Annotated in this window: 24 protein-coding genes; 17 read left to right on the top strand and 7 right to left on the bottom strand. The window is 66.3% G+C overall.

Translation table 11 applies throughout. From position 1 onward, the window contains the following. The first annotated feature begins 13 nt into the window (after positions 1-13). The 6 genes from accB to aat all read left to right on the top strand — a co-directional run bounded on the left by accB (position 14) and on the right by aat (position 5834). Positions 14-493 (top strand): acetyl-CoA carboxylase biotin carboxyl carrier protein, encoded by a 480-nt coding sequence (gene accB, locus LQG66_RS03665; RefSeq protein WP_231323512.1) that lies wholly within the window; start codon positions 14-16, stop codon positions 491-493. Positions 494-576: 83 nt separating this feature from the next. Beyond that, the gene (gene accC, locus LQG66_RS03660) at positions 577-1926 is read left to right on the top strand and encodes an acetyl-CoA carboxylase biotin carboxylase subunit (protein WP_231323510.1); all 1350 of its coding nucleotides are present in this window, start codon (positions 577-579) and stop codon (positions 1924-1926) included. A gap of 116 nt (positions 1927-2042) precedes the next feature. Continuing rightward, positions 2043-3563, top strand: coding sequence for a sensor histidine kinase (locus LQG66_RS03655; protein WP_231323508.1), 1521 nt, complete (start codon positions 2043-2045; stop codon positions 3561-3563). Next, positions 3560-3997 (top strand): response regulator, encoded by a 438-nt coding sequence (locus LQG66_RS03650; protein ID WP_231323506.1) that lies wholly within the window; start codon positions 3560-3562, stop codon positions 3995-3997. Before LQG66_RS03655 ends, LQG66_RS03650 begins: the two co-directional genes overlap by 4 nt. Further along, positions 3994-5079, top strand: coding sequence for a sensor histidine kinase (locus LQG66_RS03645; RefSeq protein WP_231323504.1), 1086 nt, complete (start codon positions 3994-3996; stop codon positions 5077-5079). Before LQG66_RS03650 ends, LQG66_RS03645 begins: the two co-directional genes overlap by 4 nt. Before the next feature lie 74 nt (positions 5080-5153). Then, the gene (gene aat, locus LQG66_RS03640) at positions 5154-5834 is read left to right on the top strand and encodes a leucyl/phenylalanyl-tRNA--protein transferase (protein WP_231323502.1); all 681 of its coding nucleotides are present in this window, start codon (positions 5154-5156) and stop codon (positions 5832-5834) included. Between the two features lie 6 nt (positions 5835-5840). Here the strand turns inward: aat and LQG66_RS03635 are convergent, their stop codons facing one another. Next, complete coding sequence (locus LQG66_RS03635) at positions 5841-6851, bottom strand: DUF2155 domain-containing protein (protein WP_231323500.1); 1011 nt, start codon at positions 6849-6851, stop codon at positions 5841-5843. Positions 6852-7106: 255 nt separating this feature from the next. Between LQG66_RS03635 and LQG66_RS03630 the strand changes: the two genes are divergently transcribed. From LQG66_RS03630 to LQG66_RS03595, 8 genes are all read left to right on the top strand, one after another. Next, positions 7107-7880 carry an SDR family NAD(P)-dependent oxidoreductase gene (locus LQG66_RS03630; RefSeq protein WP_231323498.1) on the top strand — a complete coding sequence of 258 codons (774 nt, stop codon included), beginning with the start codon at positions 7107-7109 and terminating at the stop codon, positions 7878-7880. Between the two features lie 30 nt (positions 7881-7910). Then, the gene (locus LQG66_RS03625; protein WP_231327681.1) at positions 7911-8891 is read left to right on the top strand and encodes an alpha/beta hydrolase; all 981 of its coding nucleotides are present in this window, start codon (positions 7911-7913) and stop codon (positions 8889-8891) included. Positions 8892-8926: 35 nt separating this feature from the next. Continuing rightward, positions 8927-9256 carry a hypothetical protein gene (locus LQG66_RS03620; protein ID WP_231323497.1) on the top strand — a complete coding sequence of 110 codons (330 nt, stop codon included), beginning with the start codon at positions 8927-8929 and terminating at the stop codon, positions 9254-9256. A 334-nt stretch (positions 9257-9590) separates the two neighbouring features. Next, positions 9591-10757, top strand: a complete 1167-nt coding sequence (locus LQG66_RS03615; RefSeq protein WP_231323495.1) for an amino acid aminotransferase — start codon at positions 9591-9593, stop codon at positions 10755-10757. A 25-nt stretch (positions 10758-10782) separates the two neighbouring features. Further along, on the top strand, positions 10783-11394 hold the full coding sequence (locus LQG66_RS03610) for a YitT family protein (protein ID WP_231323493.1): 612 nt from the start codon (positions 10783-10785) through the stop codon (positions 11392-11394). 254 nt (positions 11395-11648) lie between these two features. Next, positions 11649-12713 (top strand): ketopantoate reductase family protein, encoded by a 1065-nt coding sequence (locus LQG66_RS03605; RefSeq protein ID WP_231323492.1) that lies wholly within the window; start codon positions 11649-11651, stop codon positions 12711-12713. A gap of 131 nt (positions 12714-12844) precedes the next feature. After that, positions 12845-13858 carry a Na+-dependent transporter gene (locus LQG66_RS03600; protein WP_231323490.1) on the top strand — a complete coding sequence of 338 codons (1014 nt, stop codon included), beginning with the start codon at positions 12845-12847 and terminating at the stop codon, positions 13856-13858. Positions 13859-14001: 143 nt separating this feature from the next. Then, on the top strand, positions 14002-14883 hold the full coding sequence (locus LQG66_RS03595; protein WP_231323488.1) for a transporter substrate-binding domain-containing protein: 882 nt from the start codon (positions 14002-14004) through the stop codon (positions 14881-14883). Between the two features lie 112 nt (positions 14884-14995). On the opposite strand, the gene LQG66_RS03590 is transcribed toward LQG66_RS03595, so the two are convergent. The 5 genes from LQG66_RS03590 to LQG66_RS03570 form a co-directional block, all read right to left on the bottom strand. Then, a complete protein-coding gene (locus tag LQG66_RS03590) occupies positions 14996-15664 on the bottom strand; it encodes an amino acid ABC transporter permease (protein ID WP_231323486.1) in 669 nt (222 codons plus the stop codon). Between the two features lie 47 nt (positions 15665-15711). After that, complete coding sequence (locus tag LQG66_RS03585) at positions 15712-16962, bottom strand: NAD(P)/FAD-dependent oxidoreductase (RefSeq protein WP_231323483.1); 1251 nt, start codon at positions 16960-16962, stop codon at positions 15712-15714. 15 nt (positions 16963-16977) lie between these two features. Then, on the bottom strand, positions 16978-17736 hold the full coding sequence (locus LQG66_RS03580; RefSeq protein WP_231323481.1) for an SDR family NAD(P)-dependent oxidoreductase: 759 nt from the start codon (positions 17734-17736) through the stop codon (positions 16978-16980). A gap of 157 nt (positions 17737-17893) precedes the next feature. Next, on the bottom strand, positions 17894-18172 hold the full coding sequence (locus LQG66_RS03575; RefSeq protein ID WP_231323479.1) for a hypothetical protein: 279 nt from the start codon (positions 18170-18172) through the stop codon (positions 17894-17896). 418 nt (positions 18173-18590) lie between these two features. Continuing rightward, entirely contained in the window at positions 18591-19538 is a 948-nt protein-coding gene (locus LQG66_RS03570) for a GlxA family transcriptional regulator (RefSeq protein ID WP_231323476.1), read from the bottom strand. Positions 19539-19650: 112 nt separating this feature from the next. Here LQG66_RS03570 and LQG66_RS03565 point away from each other — a divergent pair, with 112 nt between their 5' ends. Next, positions 19651-20346, top strand: a complete 696-nt coding sequence (locus LQG66_RS03565) for a DJ-1/PfpI family protein (RefSeq protein WP_231323474.1) — start codon at positions 19651-19653, stop codon at positions 20344-20346. 87 nt (positions 20347-20433) lie between these two features. Here LQG66_RS03565 and LQG66_RS03560 read toward each other — a convergent pair whose 3' ends face one another. Further along, entirely contained in the window at positions 20434-20844 is a 411-nt protein-coding gene (locus LQG66_RS03560; RefSeq protein ID WP_231323472.1) for an NADH:ubiquinone oxidoreductase subunit NDUFA12, read from the bottom strand. A gap of 191 nt (positions 20845-21035) precedes the next feature. Here LQG66_RS03560 and LQG66_RS03555 point away from each other — a divergent pair, with 191 nt between their 5' ends. Together LQG66_RS03555 and LQG66_RS03550 are read left to right on the top strand one after the other, a co-directional pair. Further along, entirely contained in the window at positions 21036-21725 is a 690-nt protein-coding gene (locus LQG66_RS03555) for a BA14K family protein (RefSeq protein ID WP_231323470.1), read from the top strand. 459 nt (positions 21726-22184) lie between these two features. Then, on the top strand, positions 22185-24518 hold the full coding sequence (locus LQG66_RS03550) for a CHASE3 domain-containing protein (protein ID WP_231323468.1): 2334 nt from the start codon (positions 22185-22187) through the stop codon (positions 24516-24518). Positions 24519-24520 lie beyond the last annotated feature (2 nt).

Genomic DNA, 24520 nt, shown 5'->3' with positions numbered 1-24520 from the left:
CTGGATCACGATCATGGCGCCCCAGCCCGACGACAAGACCACCGCCAAATCCGAAGACAGCCAGCTCATCCGCGAGCTTGCGGCCCTGCTGGACGAAACCAGCCTGACCGAGATCGAGCTGGAGCGGGCCGGCCTGCGCATCCGCGTCGCCCGCAACGTGACCATTGCCGCCGCGATGCCTTCCGGCGTCCCGGCAGCGGCCGTTCCTGTGGTCGCCGCCGCGACGGCTGCAGCCGCCGGCGCCGACCTGTCCAAACATCCGGGCGTCGTACCCTCGCCAATGGTCGGTACCGCCTACTGGGCTCCGGAGCCCGGCGCCAAACCGTTCATCGAGGTCGGCTCCAAAGTCACGGTCGGCCAGACCCTGATGATCATCGAGGCCATGAAGACGATGAACCAGATTCCGTCGCCGCGCGCCGGTACGGTGACGCAGATCCTGGTCGAGGACGGACAGCCGGTGGAATACGGCGAGCCGCTGGTGATCATTGAATAAGCGCGAATAGCGAATGGCGAATAGCGAATGGTTCTCCGTTCCCTATTCGCTGCTCACTATTCGCCACTCGCGCCCGAGGCACCATGTTCGATAAGATTCTCATCGCCAATCGCGGCGAAATCGCCCTTCGCATCCTGCGCGCCTGCAAGGAGCTCGGCATCTCCACCGTTGCGGTGCATTCCACCGCCGACGCCGATGCGATGCATGTGCGGCTCGCCGACGAAAGCGTCTGCATCGGCCCGCCGCCGTCGAAGGACAGCTACCTCAACGTTCCGGCGCTGCTCGCCGCCTGCGAGATCACCGGAGCTGACGCCGTCCATCCCGGCTACGGCTTCCTGTCGGAGAATGCGCGCTTCGCCGAGATCCTGGCGGACCACAATCTGCATTTCATCGGGCCGAAGGCGGAGCACATCCGCCTGATGGGCGACAAGATCGAAGCCAAGAAGACCGCCAAACGCTTAGGGATTCCGGTCGTGCCGGGTTCGGACGGCGCCGTGACTCCCGACCAGGATGCGCTGGCGATCGCCAAGGAGATCGGTTTCCCCGTGCTGGTCAAGGCCGCAGCCGGCGGCGGCGGCCGCGGCATGAAGGTCGCCCACACCGAGGCCGACCTCATGCTGGCGCTCACCACCGCGGCCAACGAAGCCAAATCGGCGTTCGGCGATGCGTCGGTCTATCTCGAGAAATATCTGCAGAAGCCGCGCCACATCGAGATTCAGGTGCTCGGCGACGGCCGTGGCGGCGCGATCCATCTCGGCGAGCGCGACTGCTCGCTGCAGCGCCGCCACCAGAAGGTCTGGGAGGAAGGCCCCTCCCCGGCGCTCGATGCGGCGGCCCGGGCCAAGATCGGCAACACCGTCGCCAAGGCGATGCAGGAGCTGAAATATATCGGCGTCGGCACCGTCGAATTCCTCTACGAGGATGGCGAGTTCTACTTCATCGAGATGAACACGCGCATCCAGGTCGAGCATCCCGTCACCGAGATGATCACCGGGATCGACCTCGTGCTGGAGCAGATCCGCATCGCGGCCGGCGGCGACCTGCCGATGACCCAGGACGCGGTCGTCATCAACGGCCACTCGATCGAGTGCCGCGTGAATGCGGAAAACCCGGTCACCTTCCGTCCCTCGCCGGGCAAGATCCTGCAGTACCACCCGCCGGGCGGCCTCGGCGTCCGCATCGACTCGGCGGTGTACCAGGGCTACGTGATCCCGCCCTATTACGACTCTCTCGTCGGCAAGCTGATCGTGCACGGCAAGAGCCGGGTCGAGTGCCTGATGCGGCTGCGGCGGGCGCTGGACGAGATGGTGGTCGACGGCATCGAGACCACGCTGCCGCTGTTTCGTGCGCTGGTCCGCGAGCCCGCCATCATCGACGGCGACTACCACATCCACTGGCTCGAGCAATATCTGGCCGGCCAGACGACGGACTGATCAGCGTTCGAGGAAAATCGCCTCTTCCCTGGAACCATTTCGCCTTCGGGCACGTTCTGGTCGGTCGGAGTTATTCCGCCGGGGGGTCATTATTTCCATCGATGTGCGAGTGAGCGGTGGCGCCTGAGGTCAGACAGCGGCGCACGCTGGGACAAATCCTGCTGTTGTCGGCGGGCTTCCTGGTGCTGGTTGCCGTCAGTACGGCTTCGGTGCTGCTGGTCAACAAGGCCCGCAGCGACAGCGCCTGGGTGATCCATACCGTTGAGGCCGAGAACCAGATCAATGCGCTGCTGCTGGAGGTCCGGCGTGCCGAGAGCGGCGTGCGTGCCTATCTGCTGACGCAGAACCCGGAGTTCCTCAGGGATCACGAGGCCGCCGTGACGGCGATCCGGCCCCTGCTCGACAAGCTGGGCACGCTCATCGCCGACAATCAGACGCAGCTGGCAAACCTCGCCAAACTGCGCGGCGTCATCGAGAGCCGGCTGGCGCAATTCGATCGCGAGAAGGCGCTGGTCGTGTCAGGCGATCTCCCCAGCGCCGTCACGCTGGTGCGCGATGCCGGATCAACCGACAGCAGCAATATGATGCGCGACACGGCCGAAGTGATGCGCAGCGAGGAGGAGCGCCTGCTGGCGCTGCGGACCACCAACGCCGATGCGAGCCAGCGGTTGGCGACGATTGTGACCGTCGCAGGTTCGGCGCTGGTCGTCGTGCTCGCCTTCATCTCGGTGGTCCTGGTGCGCGGCTCCACGCGCGCCCGTGACGAGGCGGAGGCCCGGCTACGCGAGAGCCATCTCAACCTCGAAGCCACCGTCGACGAGCGCACGGCCGACCTGCGCGAGGCCAATGAGGAGATCCAGCGCTTCGCCTATATCGTGAGCCACGATCTGCGCTCGCCGCTCGTCAACATCATGGGCTTCACGAGCGAGCTCGACGAGCTGCGCAGCGACATCTTCCGGCGTATCGCGACGCTCGCGCGCGCGGTGTCCGACGCGCCGCCGCCGGCCGAAGGCGCCGAGCCGGAGCTCGAAGGCGCCGACAAGCAGCTGTCGGAGGACTTCTCGGAGGCGCTGGGCTTCATCAAGTCCTCAATCGCCAAGATGGACCGGCTGATCACCGCGATCCTCAACCTGACCCGCGAAGGACGCCGCGAGTTCGTCCCGATCCGGATCGACACCCGCGAGCTGATCGAGACCATCGTGTCGACGCTCGCCCATCAGGCCGACGAGGCGAATGCGACCATCCGCATCGAGCCGCTGCCCACCGTTGTCAGCGACCGCCTCGCACTGGAGCAGATCTTCTCCAACCTGATCGACAACGCCATCAAATACATGAAGCCCGGCATTCCCGGCGAGATCGCCATCCGTGCCCGCACCAAGCTCGGTTTCGCGATCTTCGAGATCAGCGATACCGGCCGAGGTATTGATCCCAAGGATCACCAGCGTATCTTTGATCTGTTCCGCCGCGCCGGAACCCAGGACCGTCCCGGTCAGGGGATCGGATTGGCCCATGTACGCGCGCTGGTGCGCCGGCTCGGCGGAACCATGTCGGTCGCGTCGGAGCTCGACCAGGGTAGCACGTTCACCATCACGCTCCCGATCAACTGGAACGCCTCTAACCGGAACTCAGACCGATGACCATGCCTGTGACGATCATCATGATCGAGGACGACGAAGGCCACGCCCGCCTGATCGAGCGGAACATCCGCCGCTCCGGCGTCAACAACGAAATCATGCCGTTCACCAACGGTACAGACGCCGTCAAGTATCTACTGGGGGATGACGGCACCGGCCTCGACCATAAGGGCCGCGCCCTGCTGATCCTGCTGGACCTCAACCTGCCGGACATGACCGGCATCGAGATCCTGCGGATGGTCAAGCAGAACAGCTTCCTGAAGAGCGCGCCGGTCGTGATCCTGACCACGACCGACGACTCGCAGGAGATCAAGCGCTGCTACGAGCTCGGCTGCAACGTCTACATCACCAAGCCCGTGAACTACGAGAGTTTCGCCAACGCCATTCGCCAGCTCGGCCTGTTCTTCTCCGTCATCCAGGTTCCGCCCGCCGCATGAGCCCCGCCTCCCCCACGCTGCTCTACATCGACGACGACGCGGCGCTGGCGCGGCTGGTCGACCGGGGCCTCAAGCGGCTCGGCTTCACGGTTGAACATGCGCCCGGCGGCAGCGAAGGGCTCGACCGGATCAAGCACGGTGGCATCGACGTGGTCGCGCTCGACCAGTACATGCCCGGTCTCGACGGGCTGGAGACGCTGGAGCGCATCATGGCGCTGCCGGAGGCGCCGCCGGTCGTGTTCGTCACGGCGTCGCAGGATTCCAAGATCGCCGTCACGGCGCTGAAGGCCGGCGCGGCCGACTATCTCGTCAAGGACGTGCAGGGCGAGTTCATTCCGCTGCTGCAGGTTGCAGCCGAAGGCGCGCTGCGCCAGGCGCGGCTGCAGAAGGCGCGCGACGAGGCGGAGGCCGAAGTCCGCGCCTCACGCGACCGCTATGCGGCGCTGGCGGCGGAGCGAGAGGTGCTGTTGCGCGAGGTCAACCATCGCGTCGGCAATTCGCTGCAGATCATCGCCTCGCTGCTGCACCTGCAGGCCAATTCGAGCACGCAGGAGGACGTCAAGGCCGCGCTCACCAACGCCATGGGCCGCGTCGCCGCCGTCGCGCAGGTGCATCGCCGCCTCTACACCTCGCACGATTTGAAGAGCGTGCTGCTCAATCAATATCTCGACGCGCTGCTCGACGATCTCCGCCGCTCGGCCGAGGGCAACCGCATGTCACGACTGACCTTGAGGGGCGAGGCAATCGAGATCGACCCCGATCGTGCGGTTGCGATCGGCATCGTGGTCAACGAGCTGGTCATGAACGCGGTCAAATACGCCTATCCCGATGGCCCCGGGCCCATTCACGTCGAGCTGAAGCTCGACGGCGACGACATCGTGCTCGCCATCGCCGACAACGGCGTCGGCCTCAACGCGACCAGCGATCCGCGATCGACCGGCATGGGCCAGCGCATCGTCAGTGCGATGGCCAACAAGCTTGACGCGACCGTGGCTCCCGACCCGAGCCATGCCGGTACCAAGATCGTCGTCCGCTTCCGCCTCACCAAGGATGTTCCCAAGCCGGCTGCCGCCGTGGGCTGAGACCACGCGCCTCAGGCGCCAGGCGCGACCAACAGACCATCGCGTTGCTCATGGCATCCTGCTAAGCTGCCGTCATGAATTCGCGCGACTCCGCAGCGTCCGAGATTACGCCCGAGGTCCTGCTGCGTGCCTATGCCTGCGGCATCTTCCCGATGGCCGAAAGTGCCGACGATCCGACGCTGTTCTGGGTCGAGCCGGAGCTGCGCGGCCTGATTCCGCTCGATGGGTTTCGCGTGGCGTCGCGGCTGGCCCGCACGGTGCGCTCCGACACCTTCGTGGTGACCGTGAACCAGGCCTTCAAGGCGGTCATGGATGGCTGCGCCGAGCCGCAGCCCGGCCGCGAGGACACCTGGATCAACCGGCGCATCCGCGAGCTCTACAGCGGCCTCTATGCGCTCGGCCATTGCCACAGCGTCGAATGCTGGCAGGACGGCGAACTCGTCGGTGGCCTTTATGGCGTCAGCCTGGGCCGGGCCTTCTTCGGCGAGAGCATGTTCCATCGCACCCGCGACGCCTCGAAGGTGGCGCTGGTGCATCTCGTGGCGCGGCTGATCGCGGGCGGCTTCGAGCTGCTCGACACCCAATATGTCACCGAGCACCTCAAGACCTTCGGCGCCGTCGAGATCCCGCGGCGGCGCTATACCGCGCTGCTCGAAAAGGCGCTGACGGGACCAGCGGCTAATTTTGCGAGGCTTCCGGTCGACCAGCCGATCCCCGGCAGCGAGGCGCTGGCCATCATCGCCGCGCGCGGCTGACCGGCACTACCTGAACACCCCGCCGAACGGCCCACCCGCCTGGGGTGGCGGAGGCGGCGGCATCTGCTGGGTCTGATACTGCTGTGGCTGCTGCGGCGGCTGGGGCCTGGGTGCCGCCTGCTTCTGCTGCGGCGGCCGCTTCTGCGCCGGTTGAGCCGTGGGCTTCTGATCGGGCGCCGCGCTCACCACCGTGGTCTGCGGCTCTTTGCAGTCGACCAGCCAGATGTCGTAGACCGGGTGCTCGACGCCGTGCAGGCCGGGGCTTGCCGCGAACATCCAGCCCGAGAAGATGCGCTTCACCTCGCCCTGCAAGGTGATCTCGTCGACCTGGACGAACGCATCGGTATTCGCGGCTTCGGTGGCCGGCCGGGTGTAGCAGGCGTCGGTCTTCACCCTGAGCGCGCCGAATTGCACGGTCTCGCCGACGTCCTCGTCGAAATTGATGATGCGGCCGGTGATCTTGTCGAGGCCGGAGAAGCTCGCCTTCTTGTTCACGATCTTCTGCGCCGGCGGCTCGGTCACCACCTCGTCGCCCGGCTGCAGCGTCGCAGGCGTCTGCGGCACGGCCCCGTTCGGCGGGACCGCCGCATTCTGGGGCGCGCCGCGCGGCGGCAGCTGACGCTGACCGGGCTGGGCGACATTGCCGCCCGGCGCCGGCACGGCACCCGGCTGCGCGGAGGGCGGCGCGACCGCGACCGGCGGATTGTTTGGCGGCATCGCTGCCGGCGGCGGCGCGAGAGGCTGGGACTGCACCGGTCCCGGAAGGGCTGCGCCCTGCCCTGGCGGCGGACGGGTCGGCGCCGGCAGCACGCGTCCCTGCGGCAGCTCCGGGATCTCTTCCTCCTCCTCCGGCGGCGGGGGAAGCGGTTCTCCGCGGCGCGGAATGTTGCCGGGCGGACGCGGAACAGGGTCGGAGAAGATGGTGCCGATCTGCGCGCGCGCAGGCACGGCCACCAGCGCCATGGAGGTGGCGGCCACGAAGGCTGCGAGAGCGGTCAGGGCAATGTTTCGATGCATCTCGCGGGGCTTTGTCAGGCGAATCGGGGTTCCGGACAGTGTAATGGCGTCCTGTCCCATCCGCCGCTCTCGATCAGCCTCTCCGTTAACATGCGGAATACGGCGGGGAAAGGGCGACTTACCAGCGCACCGCGAGCTGGTCACGCAGTTCATCCAATGAGATAGTCGCATGCTCAGAAGATAGCGTGAAACCAACACGCGACAAGGCCGGCGCCACGGAACCGGCGGCAAGGGAAGAACAAGGGAAGGAAGCGAATGACGGATTCGATTCGTCTCGACGGCAGGATCGCCGTCGTTACCGGCGCAGCCGGCGTGATCGGCGCGGCGACCATGCGGCTGCTGGCTGCACGCGGCGCTCGCATCGTTGCCGTTGACCGGCGAGAGCAGGATCTCAAGGATGCCATCGCCTCTCTGCCCGCAAGCGCGGAAGCGCTGGCGATCGGTGCCGACGTCACCGACGAGGAGCAGGTCGCGGCCTACGTGCGACGCGCCTGCGATCGGCTTGGAACCATCGATGTGTTCTTCAACAATGCCGGCGTCGAGGGTGAGATCAGGCCGATCACGGACTATCCGCTCGATACGTTCCGCCGCGTGCTCGACGTCAACGTCGTCGGCGTATTCCTCGGCCTGAAGCACGTGCTGCCCGTCATGCTGAAGCAGAACCGCGGCTCGATCATCAATACCGCCTCGATCGCCGGCCTGTTCGGCTCGCCGCAGATCGCCGTCTATAGCGCCAGCAAGCATGCGGTCATCGGCCTGACCAAGAGCGCGGCCTGGGAATGCACCGGCACGAACGTGCGCGTGAACTGCGTCTGTCCCGGCCTGATCGAGAGCCGCATGCTGAGCGCGATCATCGAGGGCCGCAGCGGGGCGCCTGCTCCGTCCGAAAAGGTCGTCGACCGCGTCCCCGCGCGCCGGCTCGGCCTGGGCTCTGAGGTGGCATCGATCGTCGCCTTCCTCGCCTCCGACGACGCGAGCTACGTCTCCGGCGCCGCCTACACCGTCGACGGCGGCCGCACCGCCGCCTGACATCCCCTCAACTCAGCAGGTTCATTGTCCATGCCCGTCCAGCTCGATGCCGATGCCGCAGCCGTCTACAAGGCGTTTCAGGAGGCCGGCCGTCCGGCCTATGAGACCCTGACGCCCGCGGAGGCGCGCGACTACTATCTCGCCGCGCGCACGGTGAGCAATCCCGAGCCGCCGGAGCTCGCCGAGGTCAAGGAGCTCGCCATCCCCGCCCCGCATGGCGCAATCCCCTCCCGGCTGTATCGCCCCAAGACGCTGCGACAAACAGAAGGACTCGCGCCGGCGCTGGTGTTCTTCCACGGCGGCGGCTGGGTAATCGGCAATCTGGATTCGCACGATGTCGTATGCCGCGCGCTCGCCAATGAGGGCGAGCTCATCGTCATCTCGGTCGACTATCGCCTTGCGCCCGAGCACAAGTTTCCGGCCGCGATCGACGATGCGGTCGCGGCGACACAATGGGTGGCGGACAATGCGGCTGCGCTCGGCATCGACGCCTCCCGCCTCAGCGTCGGCGGCGATTCCGCGGGCGGCAATCTCGCCGCCGTGGTCGCGCTCGCAGCGCGTGACGGCAACGGCCCGCTGCTGTCCGGCCAGGTCCTGATCTATCCGGCGACCGACTTCACGATGAACCATCCCTCGCACAGCGAGCCCGAGACCAGCGTGCTGCTGACGCATTCGGTGATCCGCTGGTTTCGCGACCACTATCTCAACAGCGCCGCCGACGTGCACGACTGGCGGGCCTCACCGGCAAAAGCGGAGACGCTGGTCGGCCTGCCCCCAGCCTATGTGCTCACCGCCGGCGCCGACCCGCTGCGCGACGAAGGCGACGACTATGCGCGGCGCCTGCGCGAGGCCGGTGTACCAGTGACGCACCGGACGCATCCGGGCCAGTTCCACGGCTTCTTTACGATGGGCAAATTGCTGGACCAGGCCAACGTCGCAGCGCGTGACATCGGCGCTTGGTTGAAACAGCTCGACGGCGGAGCGCAGGCATTCGGGACCGCACCGGCTTGAGTTGCCACCCACACCACAGCCGGCAGGAAGGCAGGATGACCAAGGAACCATCAACCATAATGATCGCGCTCGCCTGGTACAGGCCCGAAGAATGGGAGGATATCAAGCAGATCTGTCCAGATCTGCACGACACCTACGAGGAATGGCTGGCCAGCGCTCAGGCTACCATCGAAGGCCTGGGCAGCCCTCTCAAAGAGCAGGTCGTGAAAGTCGTTCTGACGGCCGACGAACTCCGGAAGTGGAAGCGTGCCACCGGGCGCAAAGTCGATGGCAAGGTTCGATCTCAACTCGCCGCCAAGCACGCCAGAAAGACCGACGACGAAGGTGATGAAGGTGAGATTCATCCGCCACAGAGGCAACCATGAGACCTCGCGGCACTAAGACAACGAGGACAAACTTGAGCGCTGCATTGTGAAGTCGCCAAGCAAAGGCGCGGCTGCAAGCCGGCCACAACAGTAACCTCGCCTGTCAGATTTTGCATTCATGCGCGCCCTCTGACGCCTGTTCTCCAGTTCATTGATAGGGGACAACGATCAGCTTTGCCGGCGATCCCGCTGGAGGGTTTCCCCGTGCGCGCAAAGGAAGCCAAGCGTCGGCGAAATTTCCGCTGTTCTTGCGCTGCAACCAAGATAGTGTCCGACCGCCCGCGAGGACGGGTCATGGCCGACCAGCCCGGCTGCACCAACAGGAATGCCCTTGATGTTCGAACGATTGAGCCGCCAGCCCGATGATCCGCTCCTTGCCCTGATCGGCATCTTCAAGGCCGATCCGAGGACGGACAAGGTCGATCTGGGCGTCGGCGTCTATCGCGACGAGGCCGGCCATTCACCGATCTTCCGCGCGGTGAAGGCCGCGGAGCGCCTGATCTGGGAGAGCCAGGACAGCAAGGGCTATGTGGCGCCGGAGGGCGACCAGCGCTTCCTCGACCTGTTGTGGTCGCTGGTCGGCGGTCTCAAGCCGTCGGTCCATGCCGCAGGCGTGCAGACGCCCGGCGGGTCCGGCGCGCTGCGTCTCGCAGCCGACCTGATCCGCCAGGCCGGCACCGGCAGGATCTGGCTCGGGCTGCCGAGCTGGCCGAACCACGCCGGCATCTTCGCGGCCGCGGGTCTCGCGATCGAGACCTACCCGTTCTTCGACGTGACCTCGCAGACGATCCTGCTCGACAGCATGATGGAGGCGCTGCAGCGCGCCCAGCCGGGCGATGCCGTGCTCATCCATGCGTGCTGCCACAATCCTAGCGGCGCCGTGCTGACCGCCGACGCCTGGACACGCATCACCGCCGTCATCGCTGAGCGCGGGCTCGTGCCGCTGATCGACTCGGCCTACCAGGGGTTTGGCGCCGGCCTCGAAGGCGACGTGGCGGGGCTGCGGGCCATGATCGCTGCCGTGCCCGAGGCGCTGGTCGCAGTGTCCTGTTCGAAATCCTTCGGCCTCTATCGTGAACGCACCGGTGCCCTCTACACCGTCGCGGCATCGCCGGCGACGGCCGACACCGCGCGCTCCAATCTCGTGGCGATCGCCCGCACGAGCTATTCGATGCCGCCGGACCACGGCTCGGCGATCGTGAAGACCATCCTCGACAGCCCCGATCTTCGGCAGGACTGGAGCGAGGAGCTGGAGTCGATGCGCCTGCGCCTTGCGACGCTGCGCCGCTCCTTTGCCGAGGCGCTGGGCGGACGCTGGTCGAACACCGTCGCCATCGGCGTGCAGGAAGGCATGTTCTCGCTGCTGCCGGTCACCCCGGCCGAGGTCCTGGCCTTACGTGAGAAGAGCGGTGTGTACATGCCGACCTCCGGCCGCATCAATGTCGCCGGGCTGAAGCTCGCCGACGTCGCGCGCGTCGCCGGCCTGTTCAAGGCGCTGTGAGCGCTCGCGGGCGAGAGGGCAACGCGTGACGGATATAGTTCAGGAGCGGCACAAGCTCTACGAAGACGCGATGGCGCTCACCTTCGGCACGCTGTTCGTATCGCTGGGCATGCTGATCTACAGCAAGACGGTGCTGCTGGTCGGCAGCACTGCAGGCCTGTCGCTGCTGCTCAGCTACATCAGCGGCTACGGCTTCGGGCTCTGTTTCTTCCTGATCAACCTGCCCTTCTATGTGCTGGCTGTCCGGCGCATGGGCTGGCCGTTCACGGTCCGCACCTTCGTCGCGGTCGGCCTCGTCGCGGTGTTCTCGCGGCTGACGGCATCCTGGGTCGACATCGGCTATATCGATCCGATCTACGCGACCGTGATCGGCGCCGGCCTTACGGGGACCGGGCTGCTGATGCTGTTCCGCCACCGCACCGGGCTCGGCGGCGTCAACATCCTGGCGCTCTATCTGCAGGAGCACTGGAACGTCCGCGCCGGCTATTTCCAGCTTGCCGTCGACTTCGTCATCATGATCGCCGCCTTTTTCGTGATCCCGGTCGACCGGCTCGCGCTGTCGATCCTGGGCATCGTGATCGTCAACGTCATCATCGCGATCAACCACAAGCCCGGGCGTTACATGGCGCTCAGCTGAGACGCCCGACGTTGCAATCCGCTCCACCATTGCCTCGGGGGACGGCCGCCGATTCAGCCACCCGCGCCGGATGGCGCACGCGTGCGCCGCACCTTGCCAGACAGCTCATTCCATGTGATGTAGGCTCTGGTATGCCAGCAATCGAGGCAATGGGTTACCGCCCTCGTCCGCCCTTTTTGGGCGTCTGACGGACTCCACGGTGCGGCTGGATCGCCAATAAAAATCGCGAATGAATCTCTGGGGAAGACCAAGGTATGGCGCGCAACATTCTGATCCTCGGAGCCTCCTACGGCTCCCTGCTGGCCACCAAGCTGTTGATGGCCGGCCACAACGTGACGCTGGTCTGCCGCAAGAAGACCGCCGAGCTGATCAACCGCGAGGGCACTGAAGTCCGCATCAAGCTGCGCGACGAGCCGACGCATCGCTCCATCTTCTCGCGCGACCTGACCGGCAAGCTCGACGCCGCCTCGCCCGACACTGTCGACCTGTCGCGCTACGACCTCGTCGGTCTTGCGATGCAGGAGCCGCAATACACCAACCACACCATCCGTGTCCTGATGGTCAAGATCGCAGAGGCCAAGCTGCCGTGTCTCTCGATCATGAACATGCCGCCGCTGCCCTACCTCAAGCGCATCCCGGCGCTGGCCGACAGCGATCTCGAAGAGGCCTATACCAACGCCAAGGTGTGGGAGCGCTTCACGCCCGGCCTGGTGACGCTGTGCTCGCCGGATCCGCAGGCCTTCCGTCCGCCGGAGGAAGCCGCCAACGTGCTGCATGTCGGCCTGCCGACGAACTTCAAGGCCGCCGCCTTCGAGGACGCGACGCACAACGCGTTGCTGCGCGAGCTCGAGCGCGACATCGACGCCGTCACGCTCGACGGCCATGACGTGCCGGTCAAGCTGAAGGTGTTCGACTCGCTGTTCGTGCCGCTGGCGAAGTGGTCGATGCTGCTGACCGGCAACTACCGCTGCATCACGCGCGGCGAGCCGCAGGCGATCCGCGACGCCGTGCACGGCAATCTCGCGCTGTCGAAGTCGATCTACGAGCATGTCGACGCGATCGCGCGCAAGCTCGGCGCCGATCCGAGCGACCAGGTGCCGTTCGAGAAATACGCCAAGGCCGCCGAGAGCCTGCTGAAACCCTCGTCGGCTGCGCGCGCGGTCGCTGCCGGCGCGCCCTTCATCGAGCGGGTCGACCTCTTGGTGAAGCTGATCGCGCAGCAGATCGGCATGCCCAGTGCCGAGATCGACCAGACGGTGCAGATCGTCGATTTCAAGCTCAACGAGAAGATCGTGGTGGGCGGCTCCAGCGCGCAGTGATGTGCAGGAGAGTTCGGCGTTCGGCGTACTCGCAGGGCGCCGACATCATCGGTAACGAGATGTGACTTTGCCGGAACGCGCGACCAACGCATGGTTCGCGCGTTCATTGATTCACATCGCTTGGAATACTGATGCCATCCTCCGGGCCTCTCGCTTTTCCCCTGCAAGCCCTGAGCTGGCTTGGCAATCAGGGCACACGCGCCATCGCCGCGGTGCTCCTCGTCGCCATCGCGGTGCCGCCGGTCGGGGCGCTGACGCGCCCCTACGTCACCGAGGCCATCTTCCTGCTGCTCTGCATCTCCTTCATGCGCGTCGACGTCGCGATGCTCCGCGCGCACCTCAGACGTCCTGCGCTGGTGATCGCTGCGACCGCCTGGACCACGATCGCCGTTCCGGCGCTGGTCGGCACCCTCGCGCGCATCACGGCCGTCGATGCCGCGGCACCGGATCTCTACCTCGCCCTCATGCTGCAGGCGACGGCGTCGCCGATGATGGCCTCTCCCGCGCTGGCGGCGCTGATGGGGCTCGATGCGACGCTGGTGCTGATCACGCTGGTGACCTCGACCGCGCTGGTGCCGCTGACGGCGCCGCTGTTCGCCTATGCCTTGCTCGGCCAGACGCTGTCGCTGTCCCCGGCCGCACTGGGGCTGAAGCTCGCCGGCATCCTCGCTGGCGCCGTGGCTGTCGCGACTGTCATTCGCCTCGCCTTCGGCATCACGGCGATCCGGCGCCACCGTGCGCCGATCGACGGCTTCAACATCTGCATCCTGTTCGTGTTCGCCTCGGCCATCATGGCCCACTTCCTGGCCGACCTGGTCGCGGGCCCGTTCCGCATGTTGGGACTGGCGGTGCTGGCGTTCGCGGTGTTCTTCCTGCTGCTCGGTACCACGATGCTGCTGTTTTACAGCGCTGGCCGCGAACGGGCGATGGCGCTCGGCATGATGGTCTCGCTGCGCAACATGGGCCTCATGCTGGCCGCCACCGAGGGCGCAATACCGGGCACGACCTGGCTCTACTTCGCGATGAGTCAGTTCCCGATTCACCTTGCGCCGCAGCTATTGCGGCCGTTCGCTGAGCGCCTGCGCAACAAGCAGCTTCCGCCTGGTGAGACCGATCACGACTTGATCAGCCGTGCACGGGAATGAGGCATCGCAGCCTATAAACGAGCCCCCCGGCCACCTTTCCGCATGACTGGTCGGCGCCACCGATTGCTAACAGGTCCGACATGCTGGTTGCTGGCGCGCGGAGCCGACGCTACGCTCCGCGCCGATTGGTGCAGGAGGATTATGTGACCACTTCAGACGACCAGAGGATTTCCGAAGACCGCCGCGACGCACTGCGCTACGCGCTCGCGATCGGCTCCGGCGCCGCGCTCGCGTCCGCCATCACGGCGAGCCCGGCATCAGCGCAAGCGGCGGCCGACAACACGCTCGACCGCGTCCGCGCCAACAAGGTGCTGCGCATCGCCGTGCTGCCGGGCGAGCTGCCCTATTTCAACAAGGATCTCGCCTCGGGCACCTGGTCGGGCTTCTCGATCGAGATGGCCAACGACATCGCCAAGCTGCTCGACGTGAAGCTCGAATATGTCGAATCGACCTACGGCAATTCGGTGCTCGACCTGCAGGCCGGCAAGATCGACCTCGGCTTCGCGCTCAACCCGACGCCGCAGCGCGCGCTGGTCATCGACTTCTGCGGCACGGTGTTTCCGCACCCGTTCGGCGCCATGCTGAAGAAGGGCCTGGAGGCCAAGACCTGGGCCGACATCAACAAGCCCGAGGTCAGAATCGCCGTCGACGTCGGCTCGGCCAACGAGGCGGTGGCGCGGCGTTTTGCCCCCAATGCCACGATCAAGTCGCTGAAGTCGCGCGACGAGGTGATGCTGGAGATGGCGTCCGGCCGCGTCGACGTCGTCGTCAACGCGCTGATCCTAGGCCTCACCGCGATCGCCAAGAATCCCAATCTCGGCACCTACAAGATCCTGCAGTCGCCCTCGGTCGCAATTCCCTCCAGCATGGGCGTGCGCCGCGAGTCCGACAAGCGCTGGCGCGACTTCCTCGCGGTGTGGATCGACTACAACCGCGGCATCGGCCAGATGCGCGAATGGTTCGTCAAGGGTCTGGGCCTTGCCGGCGTCAAGTCCGAGGACGTGCCGGTCGAATTGAGCATCTGACGGACTTCACGACCCCCTCCGCCGTCATTGCGAGCGAAGCGAAGCAATCCAGAGTCCCGACGTAGCTCTGGATTGCTTCGTCGCTTCGCTCCTCGCAATGACGGCCGATGGGTCACGCCTTGTCGTAGCTCATGCCGCGCTCGAACCGCCGGCCCAGCAGGGTGGCCGGAAACAGGATCGCGAAATAGATCAGCGCGATGATGGTGTAGACCTCGAGCGGGCGGTAGGTATCGGCGTTGATCAGAGTGGCGTTGTAGACGAGATCGGGCACCGCGATCACCGACACCAGCGAGGTGTTCTTCAGCTGCGTCACCGACTGGTTGACGTAGGGCGCGAGCATCGGCTTCAACGCCTGCGGCAGGATCACGAGCCGCATCATCCGCCATGGACGCAAGCCCAGCGCGCGCGCCGCATCCCATTGGCCGCGCGGCACGCTCTCGATGCTGCCGCGCACGATCTCGGCGTAGAACGCCCCGCCATAGAGCGACAGCACGGTGACGGCGGCGACATGCGCGGGAATGTTGACACCGATCACCACCGGAAACGCGTAGTAGAACCAGATGATCTGCACCAGCAGCGGCGTGCAGCGGAACAGTTCGATATAGGCGATCAGCAGCCAGTCGATGACGACGGGGCGGCGCAGCCTGATGATGCCGACGAACAGCCCGATGGCCGAGCCGAGCAGGATGGTGCCGAGCGTATAGGCCATGGTCCAGCCCAGCCCCACCCAGAACAGATGGCTGTACTTGGCGAGGATGGCGAAATCCCAGGTGTAGTTCATTCAAGCTCCGAGCCCGGCGCGATGGCGCCGCCGATTGTGCCGGCCCATCACAGATACCGGCTCGGAGCGAACGCCGACGCGTCGAAGGACGGCGCCTCGCCCGCGATCATCGCGGCGATCGCCGCGCCCGTGGCCGGCCCCGTGGTGAAGCCGATGTGCTGATTGCCGAATGCAAGCCACAGGCCGGAATGCCGTGGCGCCGGCCCGATCATCGGCAGCGAATCCGGCAGGGTCGGCCGCGCCCCGCGCCAGGGCTGAGCCACCGGCTCGCCGAACTCGACCACGCCGCGCGCCAGCGGCACCACCTGCTCGAGCTGGGCGAAATTGGAGGGCGCATCGCGATCGGTCAGCTCGACGCCGGAGGTGACGCGCACGCCGTTCTCCATCGGAGTCATCAGGAAGCTGCCCTCGGCGTCATGGATCGGACGCAGCAGCGTTCGTCCCGGGTTCGGCGTGAACTCCTGGTGATAGCCGCGCTCGAATGCCATCGGCACCCGATAGCCGAGCGGCCGCAGGACATCCGGCGACCACGGCCCGAGCGCGACCACGACATGGCGCGCGCGGACCTCGCCGTCGCCGAGCACCACGCGCCAGCCGTCCTGATCAGGCAACAGCGCCCTGATCTCGGACTGGCGCAACGCGCCGCCGGCGCCCTCGAACATCCGCGCATAGGCCTTGGTGACGTTGCCCGGCGAATCCACGGACGCCGTCTGGCTGTGCAGCAGGCCGACCTTGTAGACCGGCAGCATGTTGGGCTCGAGCGCGGAGATCGCCTGGCGGTCGAGCAGCTCGCTCTTGATGCCGTAGTCGGCCAGGACCGCCTGCTCTTCCCTGGCGGCGGCCAGCGCCTCGCTGCGCCATGCCTTCAGCCATCCCGTCTCGCGGATGCGCTGCGGCTCGCCTGCCCGGACGATCCAGTCGCGATGCAGCTTCAGCGACGCGCCGATCAGGCCGTGCAGCGCGGTCGCGCGCGGCCTGACCCGCGACTCCACCGCATTGGCGAGGAAGCGCAGCACCCATTCGGCATTGCGCAACGTCCAGGCTGGATCCCAGCGCAGCGCCGCATTCCGGTTGCCGAGATAGGATGGCAGCGCTGATAACAGCGAGGGCTTGTTGAGCGGCAGGATCGAGCCGCTGGAGAGAATGCCGGCATTGCCGTACGACGTCTCCTCGCCCGGCGCCTTGCGGTCGACCAGCACGACCGAGAGGCCGCGCTCCCGGATCGCATAGGCCGAGGAGACGCCGACGATCCCCGCTCCCAGCACGACCACGTCGGCTGTCTGCTGCACGCTCTCCATCGCCTCTCGATCCATTTACATCAGGGTCAGGCCGCCATCGACCGGCAGCACGGCGCCCGTAACATGGCGCGCTTCGGCCGACAGCAGGAAGCGCGTGGCGGCCGCGATATCGTCCGGCTCCGCCAGCCGTCCTTGCGGATTGGCCGCTGCCGCCCTCTGCCAGGCGGCGGGATCCAACGAGCCGAGCCGGCCTTCGTCCTTGCGGGTATAGCCGGGCACCACGACATTCGCAGTCCCGGCGGTAGCAGCGAGTTCGATGGCGAGACACTTCACCAGCGCCTCCAGCGCGGCCTTGGCCGCGGCCGAGGCGGGAAAGGTGCCGCCGGGCACGAAGCGGTGCGCGACGAAGCTGGAGATGGCGACGACACGCGCCTGCGCGCTCTGCAGCAGGTCAGGCAGCGCGGCGCTGGCGAGCTCATGAAAAGCGGCCGGCATCACCGCCAGCGACCGCTCGAGCCCATCGCGCGGCAGGTCGCGAAAGCTGCGGCGATCGGCGAAGCCGGCGGCATGCACCAGCGCATCGACGCGGCCGAACGCCTTGCGCGCCGCCTCGACCAGCTCCGCCGCGGTCCCGGCGCGCGCGAGGTCGCCGCTGTGAAAGCCGACCTCGGCGCCGGCCTGCCGGCATTCGCCGGCGACCGCCTGCAAACGCGCGAGGCCAGCCTCGTCGGCGCCCTGCCCGTGCAACATGATGGCCTGACCCGGTGCAGCCACACGGCGCGCCACGGCTGCGCCGATGCCGGCCCCGCTGCCGGTGATGATGGTTACAGCCATGGATTCCAGGTCTGCCCCTTGTTTCGCGGGGCGGACTATAGGTCTCAGGCCTGCCAATGCCAACACGCGGACAGACATGCACCGATGTCCGCCGCGCGGGACTGCCTCTCAGCTCAGCCGTTCAGACAACCCGGGGCGGGCTGCTCGATCGGGCCGCTCAGCACTTCGCGCCGACGCTGCATTTCTTTGTCGATTGGGAAATCGTGCCCCCAGCCGTCGAGCATGTGGTCGCATAGGCGTTCACGCAGGCCACCTTCACGGAAGTGCAGCCCGCATGATCGTTCTTCACGCATTGCGTCTCGCTGTAGGTGTTGAGAACGTTGCTGCCCTTCTTGCAGACGCACATCCCGGTGACGTCCGCCTTCGCGGCGAAGGCGCTGCCGAGGCCGACCATCGAAGCCGCCAACAACAAAATCACAGACAGAAATACACGCATCGTATCCTCCATTCGGAGTGGGCAGTGCGAACAGTATGCGCGACGTCAGGTCGATACACAACTTTAAATTGATTAAGTTGTGGTCAAGCGTCCCATCGAGGACCTCGACCGCACTACGATAGAATTCAGCTGTGCGTTCGTGGATCTGGCCGATGCAGACCACGCCGAGCCTGGCCGAATTCCGACAGGGCTCAGATCAGATGGAAGGCCACGCCCGTGCCGGCGGCGTGGAAGTGCAGTCCGTTGACCACGGCGATGTCGACGAGATCGTCGGGCGTCAAGCCGCGAGGCCTCGCTCGCGAGGTTGTCTGACGCGTCGTAGCGGCGCGCCTGGCCGCAGGCGTGAGGAATTCGCCGCTGCCGGGATCGTAGCGGCCGTCGGATACTCGTCCGAAGTTCTCTTGCCGGCTGACTCAGATCAACCGGCGGCGACGGTACGCGCTGCGCGCCGCAGCGCCTGAGGTGGCTGGCCGAAGGCGCGGATGAAGGCGCGCCGCATCCGCTCGGGATCACGAAAACCGGTGGCTTCGGCGACCAGCTCGATCGGCTGGTGCGAAGCCTGCACGCGATCGCGCGCGACCTCGAGCCGCAGACGTTCGATCGCCTTCGACGGCGTGGTGCCCGTTTCCGCGACGAAGGCGCGGGTGAAATGCCGCGCGCTCATGCCGACACGCTCGGCCAGGTCCTCGACGGTCAAGGGCGCATCGAGATGCTCGCGCGCCCAGGTCAGAAGATCGGCGAAGCGCCCGCCAGGCGCCTTCAGCTCCAGCAGAGAGGAGAATTGTGACTGACCGCCGCTGCGGCGATGATAGAGCACGAGCTGGCGCGCCGTCTTCTGCGCGATCTCCTCGCCGTGATCCTCGGCGACCATGGCGAGCGCGAGATCGATGCCGGCCGTGATCCCTGCCGAGCTCCAGAAATTGCCGTCACGCACATAGATGCTGTCCGGCTCGAGCCGCACATTCGGATAGGTGCGCAGGAACTGCCGCGTGCGCTGCCAATGCGTGGTCGCACGCCTCCCGTCCAGCAGGCCCGCTTCGGCGAGCACGAACGCGCCGGAGCAGACGCTGGCCACGCGGGTGCCCCGGTGCGCGACCTTGCGGACGAAGTTGAGGGTGCACGCGTTGCGGCTCGCAGCCTCGACCCCGTCGCCGCCGGCGATCAGCAGCGTGGTGAACGCCGAGACGGGGCCGAACTTGCGCGCCAGCATTTCCACACCCGACGAGGAGCGCACCGGCCCGGGTGCGGCCGCGACCACGCGAATCGTCGGTGCGGCATGCGCATAGCACGCAGCGATCTCGAACACCGAGATCGGTCCCGCGGCGTCGAGCAACTGGAAGTCAGGAAAGATGAGGACGCCGATCATCTCGGTCGAGGCCTCCGACCCAATGTCCGAAATAGAGGGAACTTTGGCATATCAGACGCCAACTCCATCATGCAGGATCGCCGGCGTCAACCTTTCTCGTAGGGACACGCCCATGGCCGAACCGCTTTCGATCGCCCTTTTGTTGTTTCCCCACCTCACGCAGCTCGATCTGACCGGGCCGCTTCAGGTGTTCTCCAGCGTGCCCGGTGCGACGCTTCATCTGGTCTGGAAGAGAATCGAACCGATCCCGACCGACTCGGTTCTCACGCTGTTGCCGACCACGACCTTCGCCGAGTGTCCGCAAACTGACGTGATCTGCATTCCCGGCGGCTTCGGCGTCGATGCGATCCTCGACGACGACGAGGTCCTCGGCTTCATCCGCCGCCAGGCCGAAGGGGCAAAGTACATCACGTCGGTGTGCACGGGCTCGCTTGCGCTCGGTGCTGCCGGCCTGCTCGACGGCTATCGCGCGGCGACGCATTGGAGTGCGCGCGAGTGCCTGCCGCTGTTCGGCGCGACCGTCAGCACCGAACGGGTCTGCATCGACCGCAACCGCATCACCGGTGGTGGCGTCACCGCGGGCATCGATTTCGCGCTGACACTGGTGTCGCGGCTGGTCGACCGCCAGACGGCGGAAGCGATCCAGCTCAGGCTCGAATACCCCGCCCCGCCTTTCGCCGCCGGCTCGCCCGACACGGCGCCCCCAGAGGTGCTTTCACGGATGCTTGAGCGGATCGCGCCGTTCCAGCAGCGGCGGGCCGAGGCGGCGGAGCGCGCGGCGGCAGTTCTCAGGAATAGCGCAACGTAGCGCCGCGGGCTCAGGTTCCGGACAGCAAAGAGGCCGCCCGAAGTTCCGGACGGCCTCTTCTGATGCGATCATCCACAAGAAATCGAATCAGCTGCCCGGCGTCCAGGGCTGATAATCGCCGGTTGCCTTCGGACGGCGGCCGCTGGCCAGGGTCGAGCCGGCCGGACGATAGGCGAGCGGCGTGCCGGTCAGGTTGGGCTGATGCGGCTTTTCCCACTCGCGCGGCTTGTAGCCGTCCTGCGTCGGCGGCACGTCGACCGTGTGATGCATCCAGCCATGCCAGTCGGGCGGAATGCGGCTGGCTTCAGCCAGACCGTTATAGATCACCCAACGACGCTCGAAATGCAGCACCGGATCAATCTTGCCGCCGGCAGTCCGATAATAGCGGTTGCCCTGCGCGTCCTGTCCCACCAGCTCGCCGAAACGCCAGGTCCACAGCTGCGTGCCGAAGGTCTGGCCGTTCCACCACGTGAAGAGCTTGAGAAAAAACTGTTTCATGCGCTCGGGCCGATGTTGTGACGGTCCGGCTCTGATGCCACCCCGCCCACGACTTGTCCAGTGTTGCCCGCCTCAGGGTCCCAACCATATCCGTGCGCCTGCCTGTCTTGCGTCACGTCAGAGGTCCGCCGGGGGAACGACATCCCCTGCCTGCGGTTAGATCACTTTCCCCCCCTGATGGAGCGACATCGATGAACAACCTGAAGAGATTGAGCGCGGCAGCGGCCGTAGCGCTGATTCTGCCGCTGGCAGCAGCGACGACGAGCTTCGCACAAGGACCCGGTGGCCATGGCGGCGGCGGTCCGGGCGGCGGTGGCGGCGCAGCCATGGGTGGTGGTGGCGGCCGCGGCGCCCCGGGCGGCGGCGGCGCAGCCATCGGTGGCGGCGGCCGCGGCGGGCCGGGCGGCGGTGGGTTTGCCGGCAGCCATGGCGGCTTCGGCGGTGGCGGAGGGTTCGCGTCGCGCGGCGGAATGGGCGGCGGCGCAGCCTTTGCTAGTCGAGGTCCGGGGCCTGGAGCCAACGTCGCCGTGAACAACGGCGGCGGCCGCGGTTTTGGCGGTGGCAATTGGAATGGTGGCGGCGGCTGGCGTGGCGGACACGGCGGTGGCTGGCACCACCGCGGTGGCGGGTTCTGGCCAGGCGTGGCCGCAGGTGCCGTCGTGGGCGGCGCGCTGGGCGGCTCCTATGCCTACTACAACGATCCCTATTACTACGGACAGGATTACTACGCCGACGACTCGTACTATGACGACTCGGCACCTGTTGCCGTCGTGGGGGGCGAGGGAGTTGACCCGAGCTACTGCGCACAGCGTTACCGCTCCTATGATCCGGCGTCCGGCACCTACCTCGGCTATGACGGGCTTCGTCATCCCTGCCCGTAAGACATAGCGTCCGCACGATCTCCTTCGGAGGCGGCGAGGTATCCACCTCGCCGCCTCCGTCACGAGGCAAATCAGGGTTGCTAGTTGCTAGCAGCCGCATTCTTCAGCCGATTTCCGAACAGAAATTTCCACATTGTGCCCCCCGGCGTGCAGATGTATTGCACGTTCCGGTCCATTATTTACGCTTGTGATTCTGCCCGGACGGGCCGCTGGCGAGGACATCGATCTCTGCAAAATGAACGGACCGTTTTCCGCAGATCCGCGCCGCACAAATCGCGGCGAGCCGGTGTTGCGCCTGCCGCCGTCGGCCGCGCCGGGAATTCGACTAATTAGAGAGGCGCGCCTTGCAAACACACCATCGTCGCTTCGAACCCAGGTGTATTCGAGCACCGGCAGCGCGAGACCCTCGCGTGAATCCGGAGGGTAGCGGACGGGTATGCCGATGATCGAGATACGTGGATGATTCGTCAGCGTCTTGCCCTGGCGCTCGGTCTTGGAACGCTGCTGGCGATCGGCGCCGCGTCCACGGCGCTGGACATCAAGTCCCGCCACGACGCCGCCTGGGTCGACTCGTCTCTCGATATCTTGCAGAAAACGTCCGATCTGCGCCTGCTGCTGCGCGAAGCGGAGGCCTCCTCGCGCGGCTTCGCTCTCACCGACGCTGAGCAGTTTCGCGCCGAGTTCGCCGAAGTCAGCGCGAAGCTTCCGCCGGCGCTGGCCGATCTGCAGCGGGCCGTAAGCGACAGCCCCAAATCAGTCGAGCTTCTCGCCCAGACCGAGACGCTCATCGGGCGGAGGGTCGCACTCGCAGCGGAATTGATCCGCCTGCGCGCCGCGTCGGATCGCGCAGGGCTCCAGGCGCTCGGAATCAGGTCCGAAGGCCCGACCACGATGGCGGCGATCACGGCAAACCTCGATCGCTTCATTGCCGACCAGCGCCAACTGCTCGCGCAGCGCTCGGCGACGTCGAAGGCCACCGGCTCGCTGCTGCTCACGATCGACTTGTGCGGCCTGGCACTCCTGCTGGCGATCGCCGGATACGTCATCCGGCGTGCCTATCTCGATGACCGGAGGCTGCGCGCCTCGCTGGTCCGGTCCGAGGCCGAAGCGAGTTCGCTGGCAGAAAAGGCCGAGCAGCAGCATCTCGATCTGGTTGCGGCCCACGAAAAGCTGCGCCACTCGGTGGAGATCCTGCAGAGCACGTTCAACAGCATGGCGGAAGGCGTCCTCGTGATCGACGCCGCGGACGGCGTCGTGTTCTCAAATCCTGCCGTGGAACGCCTGCTCGGCTATCGTCCCGGCAGGAAGTTGTCCGACGTTCGTGCAAGCCTTTGCGTCTACGAGAACGAGGGCCTTACGCTGGTCGCGGACCAGGATCTGCCGACGCCGCGGGCGTTGCGTGGAGAGACGTTCGACCGCCGCGAACTCATCGTCCACCTGCAGGATCGCGGCGAGACACTGCGGCTGATGGTGAGCGGGCGCCCGCTGCGCGATGCGAACGGACGCATCACCGGCGCAGCCATGGTCTATCACGACATCACCATGGCGCACGAAACCGAGCGTCTGCTGCATCAGGCACAGAAACTCGACGCGATCGGCAAGCTCACCGGAGGCGTCGCGCACGATTTCAACAACATGCTCACGATCATCACCGGCACGATCGAAACCCTTGCCGACGAGGTCAGAGACCGTCCGGCCGCTGCCGCGACGGCCGCACTGATCGGGCAGGCCGCGGACCGCTGCAGCGAGCTGATCCGGCATCTGCTCGCCTTCGCGCGCAAGCAGCCGCTGCACCCGCGCGACAGCGACGTGAACAGCACCATCCTCGACATCGCCAAGCTGTTGCGCCCCACGCTCGGCGAGCAGATCGAGATCAATTCGATCCTCGAAGAGGAAGAGCTGATCGCCCATATTGACTCGGCCCAGCTCGCCAATTCGCTCGTCAACATGGCCATCAACGCCCGCGACGCGATGCCCAATGGCGGCAGGCTGCTGCTGGAATCGCGCCGGGTCGTGCTCGACGAAACCTATGCCGCAGCCAATGCCGGCGTGGTTCCCGGTCCCTACGTCATGGTCGCCGTCAGCGACACCGGCACCGGCATGTCGACCGAGGTCCGCGATCGCGCCTTCGAGCCCTTTTTCACGACCAGGGAAGCCGGCAAGGGCTCGGGCCTCGGCCTCAGCATGGTCTATGGCTTCATCAAGCAATCCGGTGGTCACATCAAGATCTACAGCGAGGAGGGCAAGGGCACCACGATCCGGCTCTACATCCCCGCGCCCAAGGGCCAGGCCGCAAGCCCCGCTGTACCCGAGCCGCAGCCGCTGCGCGGCGAGGAAACGATCTTCGTCGTCGAGGACGATCCGCTGGTGCAGGATTTCGTCGTCTCGCAGCTGCAGAGCCTGGGCTACAAGACGATCACCGCGTCGACCGGCGTCGAGGCGCTGGCCAAGATGGAAGCCGGACACCCCTTCGATCTGCTCTTCACTGATGTGATCATGCCCGGCGGCATCAACGGCAAGGAACTCGCGGAGGAAACGCTCCGACAACGGCCGGGCACCAAGGTGCTGTACACGTCCGGTTACACCGACAATGCCATGGTCGAGCACGGCCGCATCGATCATAGCGCGCTTCTGCTCACGAAGCCCTATCGCAAGTCCGAGCTCGCCCAGATGGTGCGGCTGGCCCTGCTCGACGGGCGCGATGCCCCGGCGCCGTCTTCCGCTGGCCCGCGCGAGCGAACTGAGAGCCATACCTCGATGGGCGCGGCGTCTGGTCGGCGGAACAATCCATGACG

The sequence above is a fragment of the Bradyrhizobium ontarionense genome (assembly GCF_021088345.1).
In the GTDB taxonomy this organism is placed as follows: Bacteria; Pseudomonadota; Alphaproteobacteria; order Rhizobiales; family Xanthobacteraceae; genus Bradyrhizobium; species Bradyrhizobium ontarionense.
Note: the sequence above shows the minus strand (reverse complement) of the source record. Positions and strands in the feature narration are given on the sequence as shown.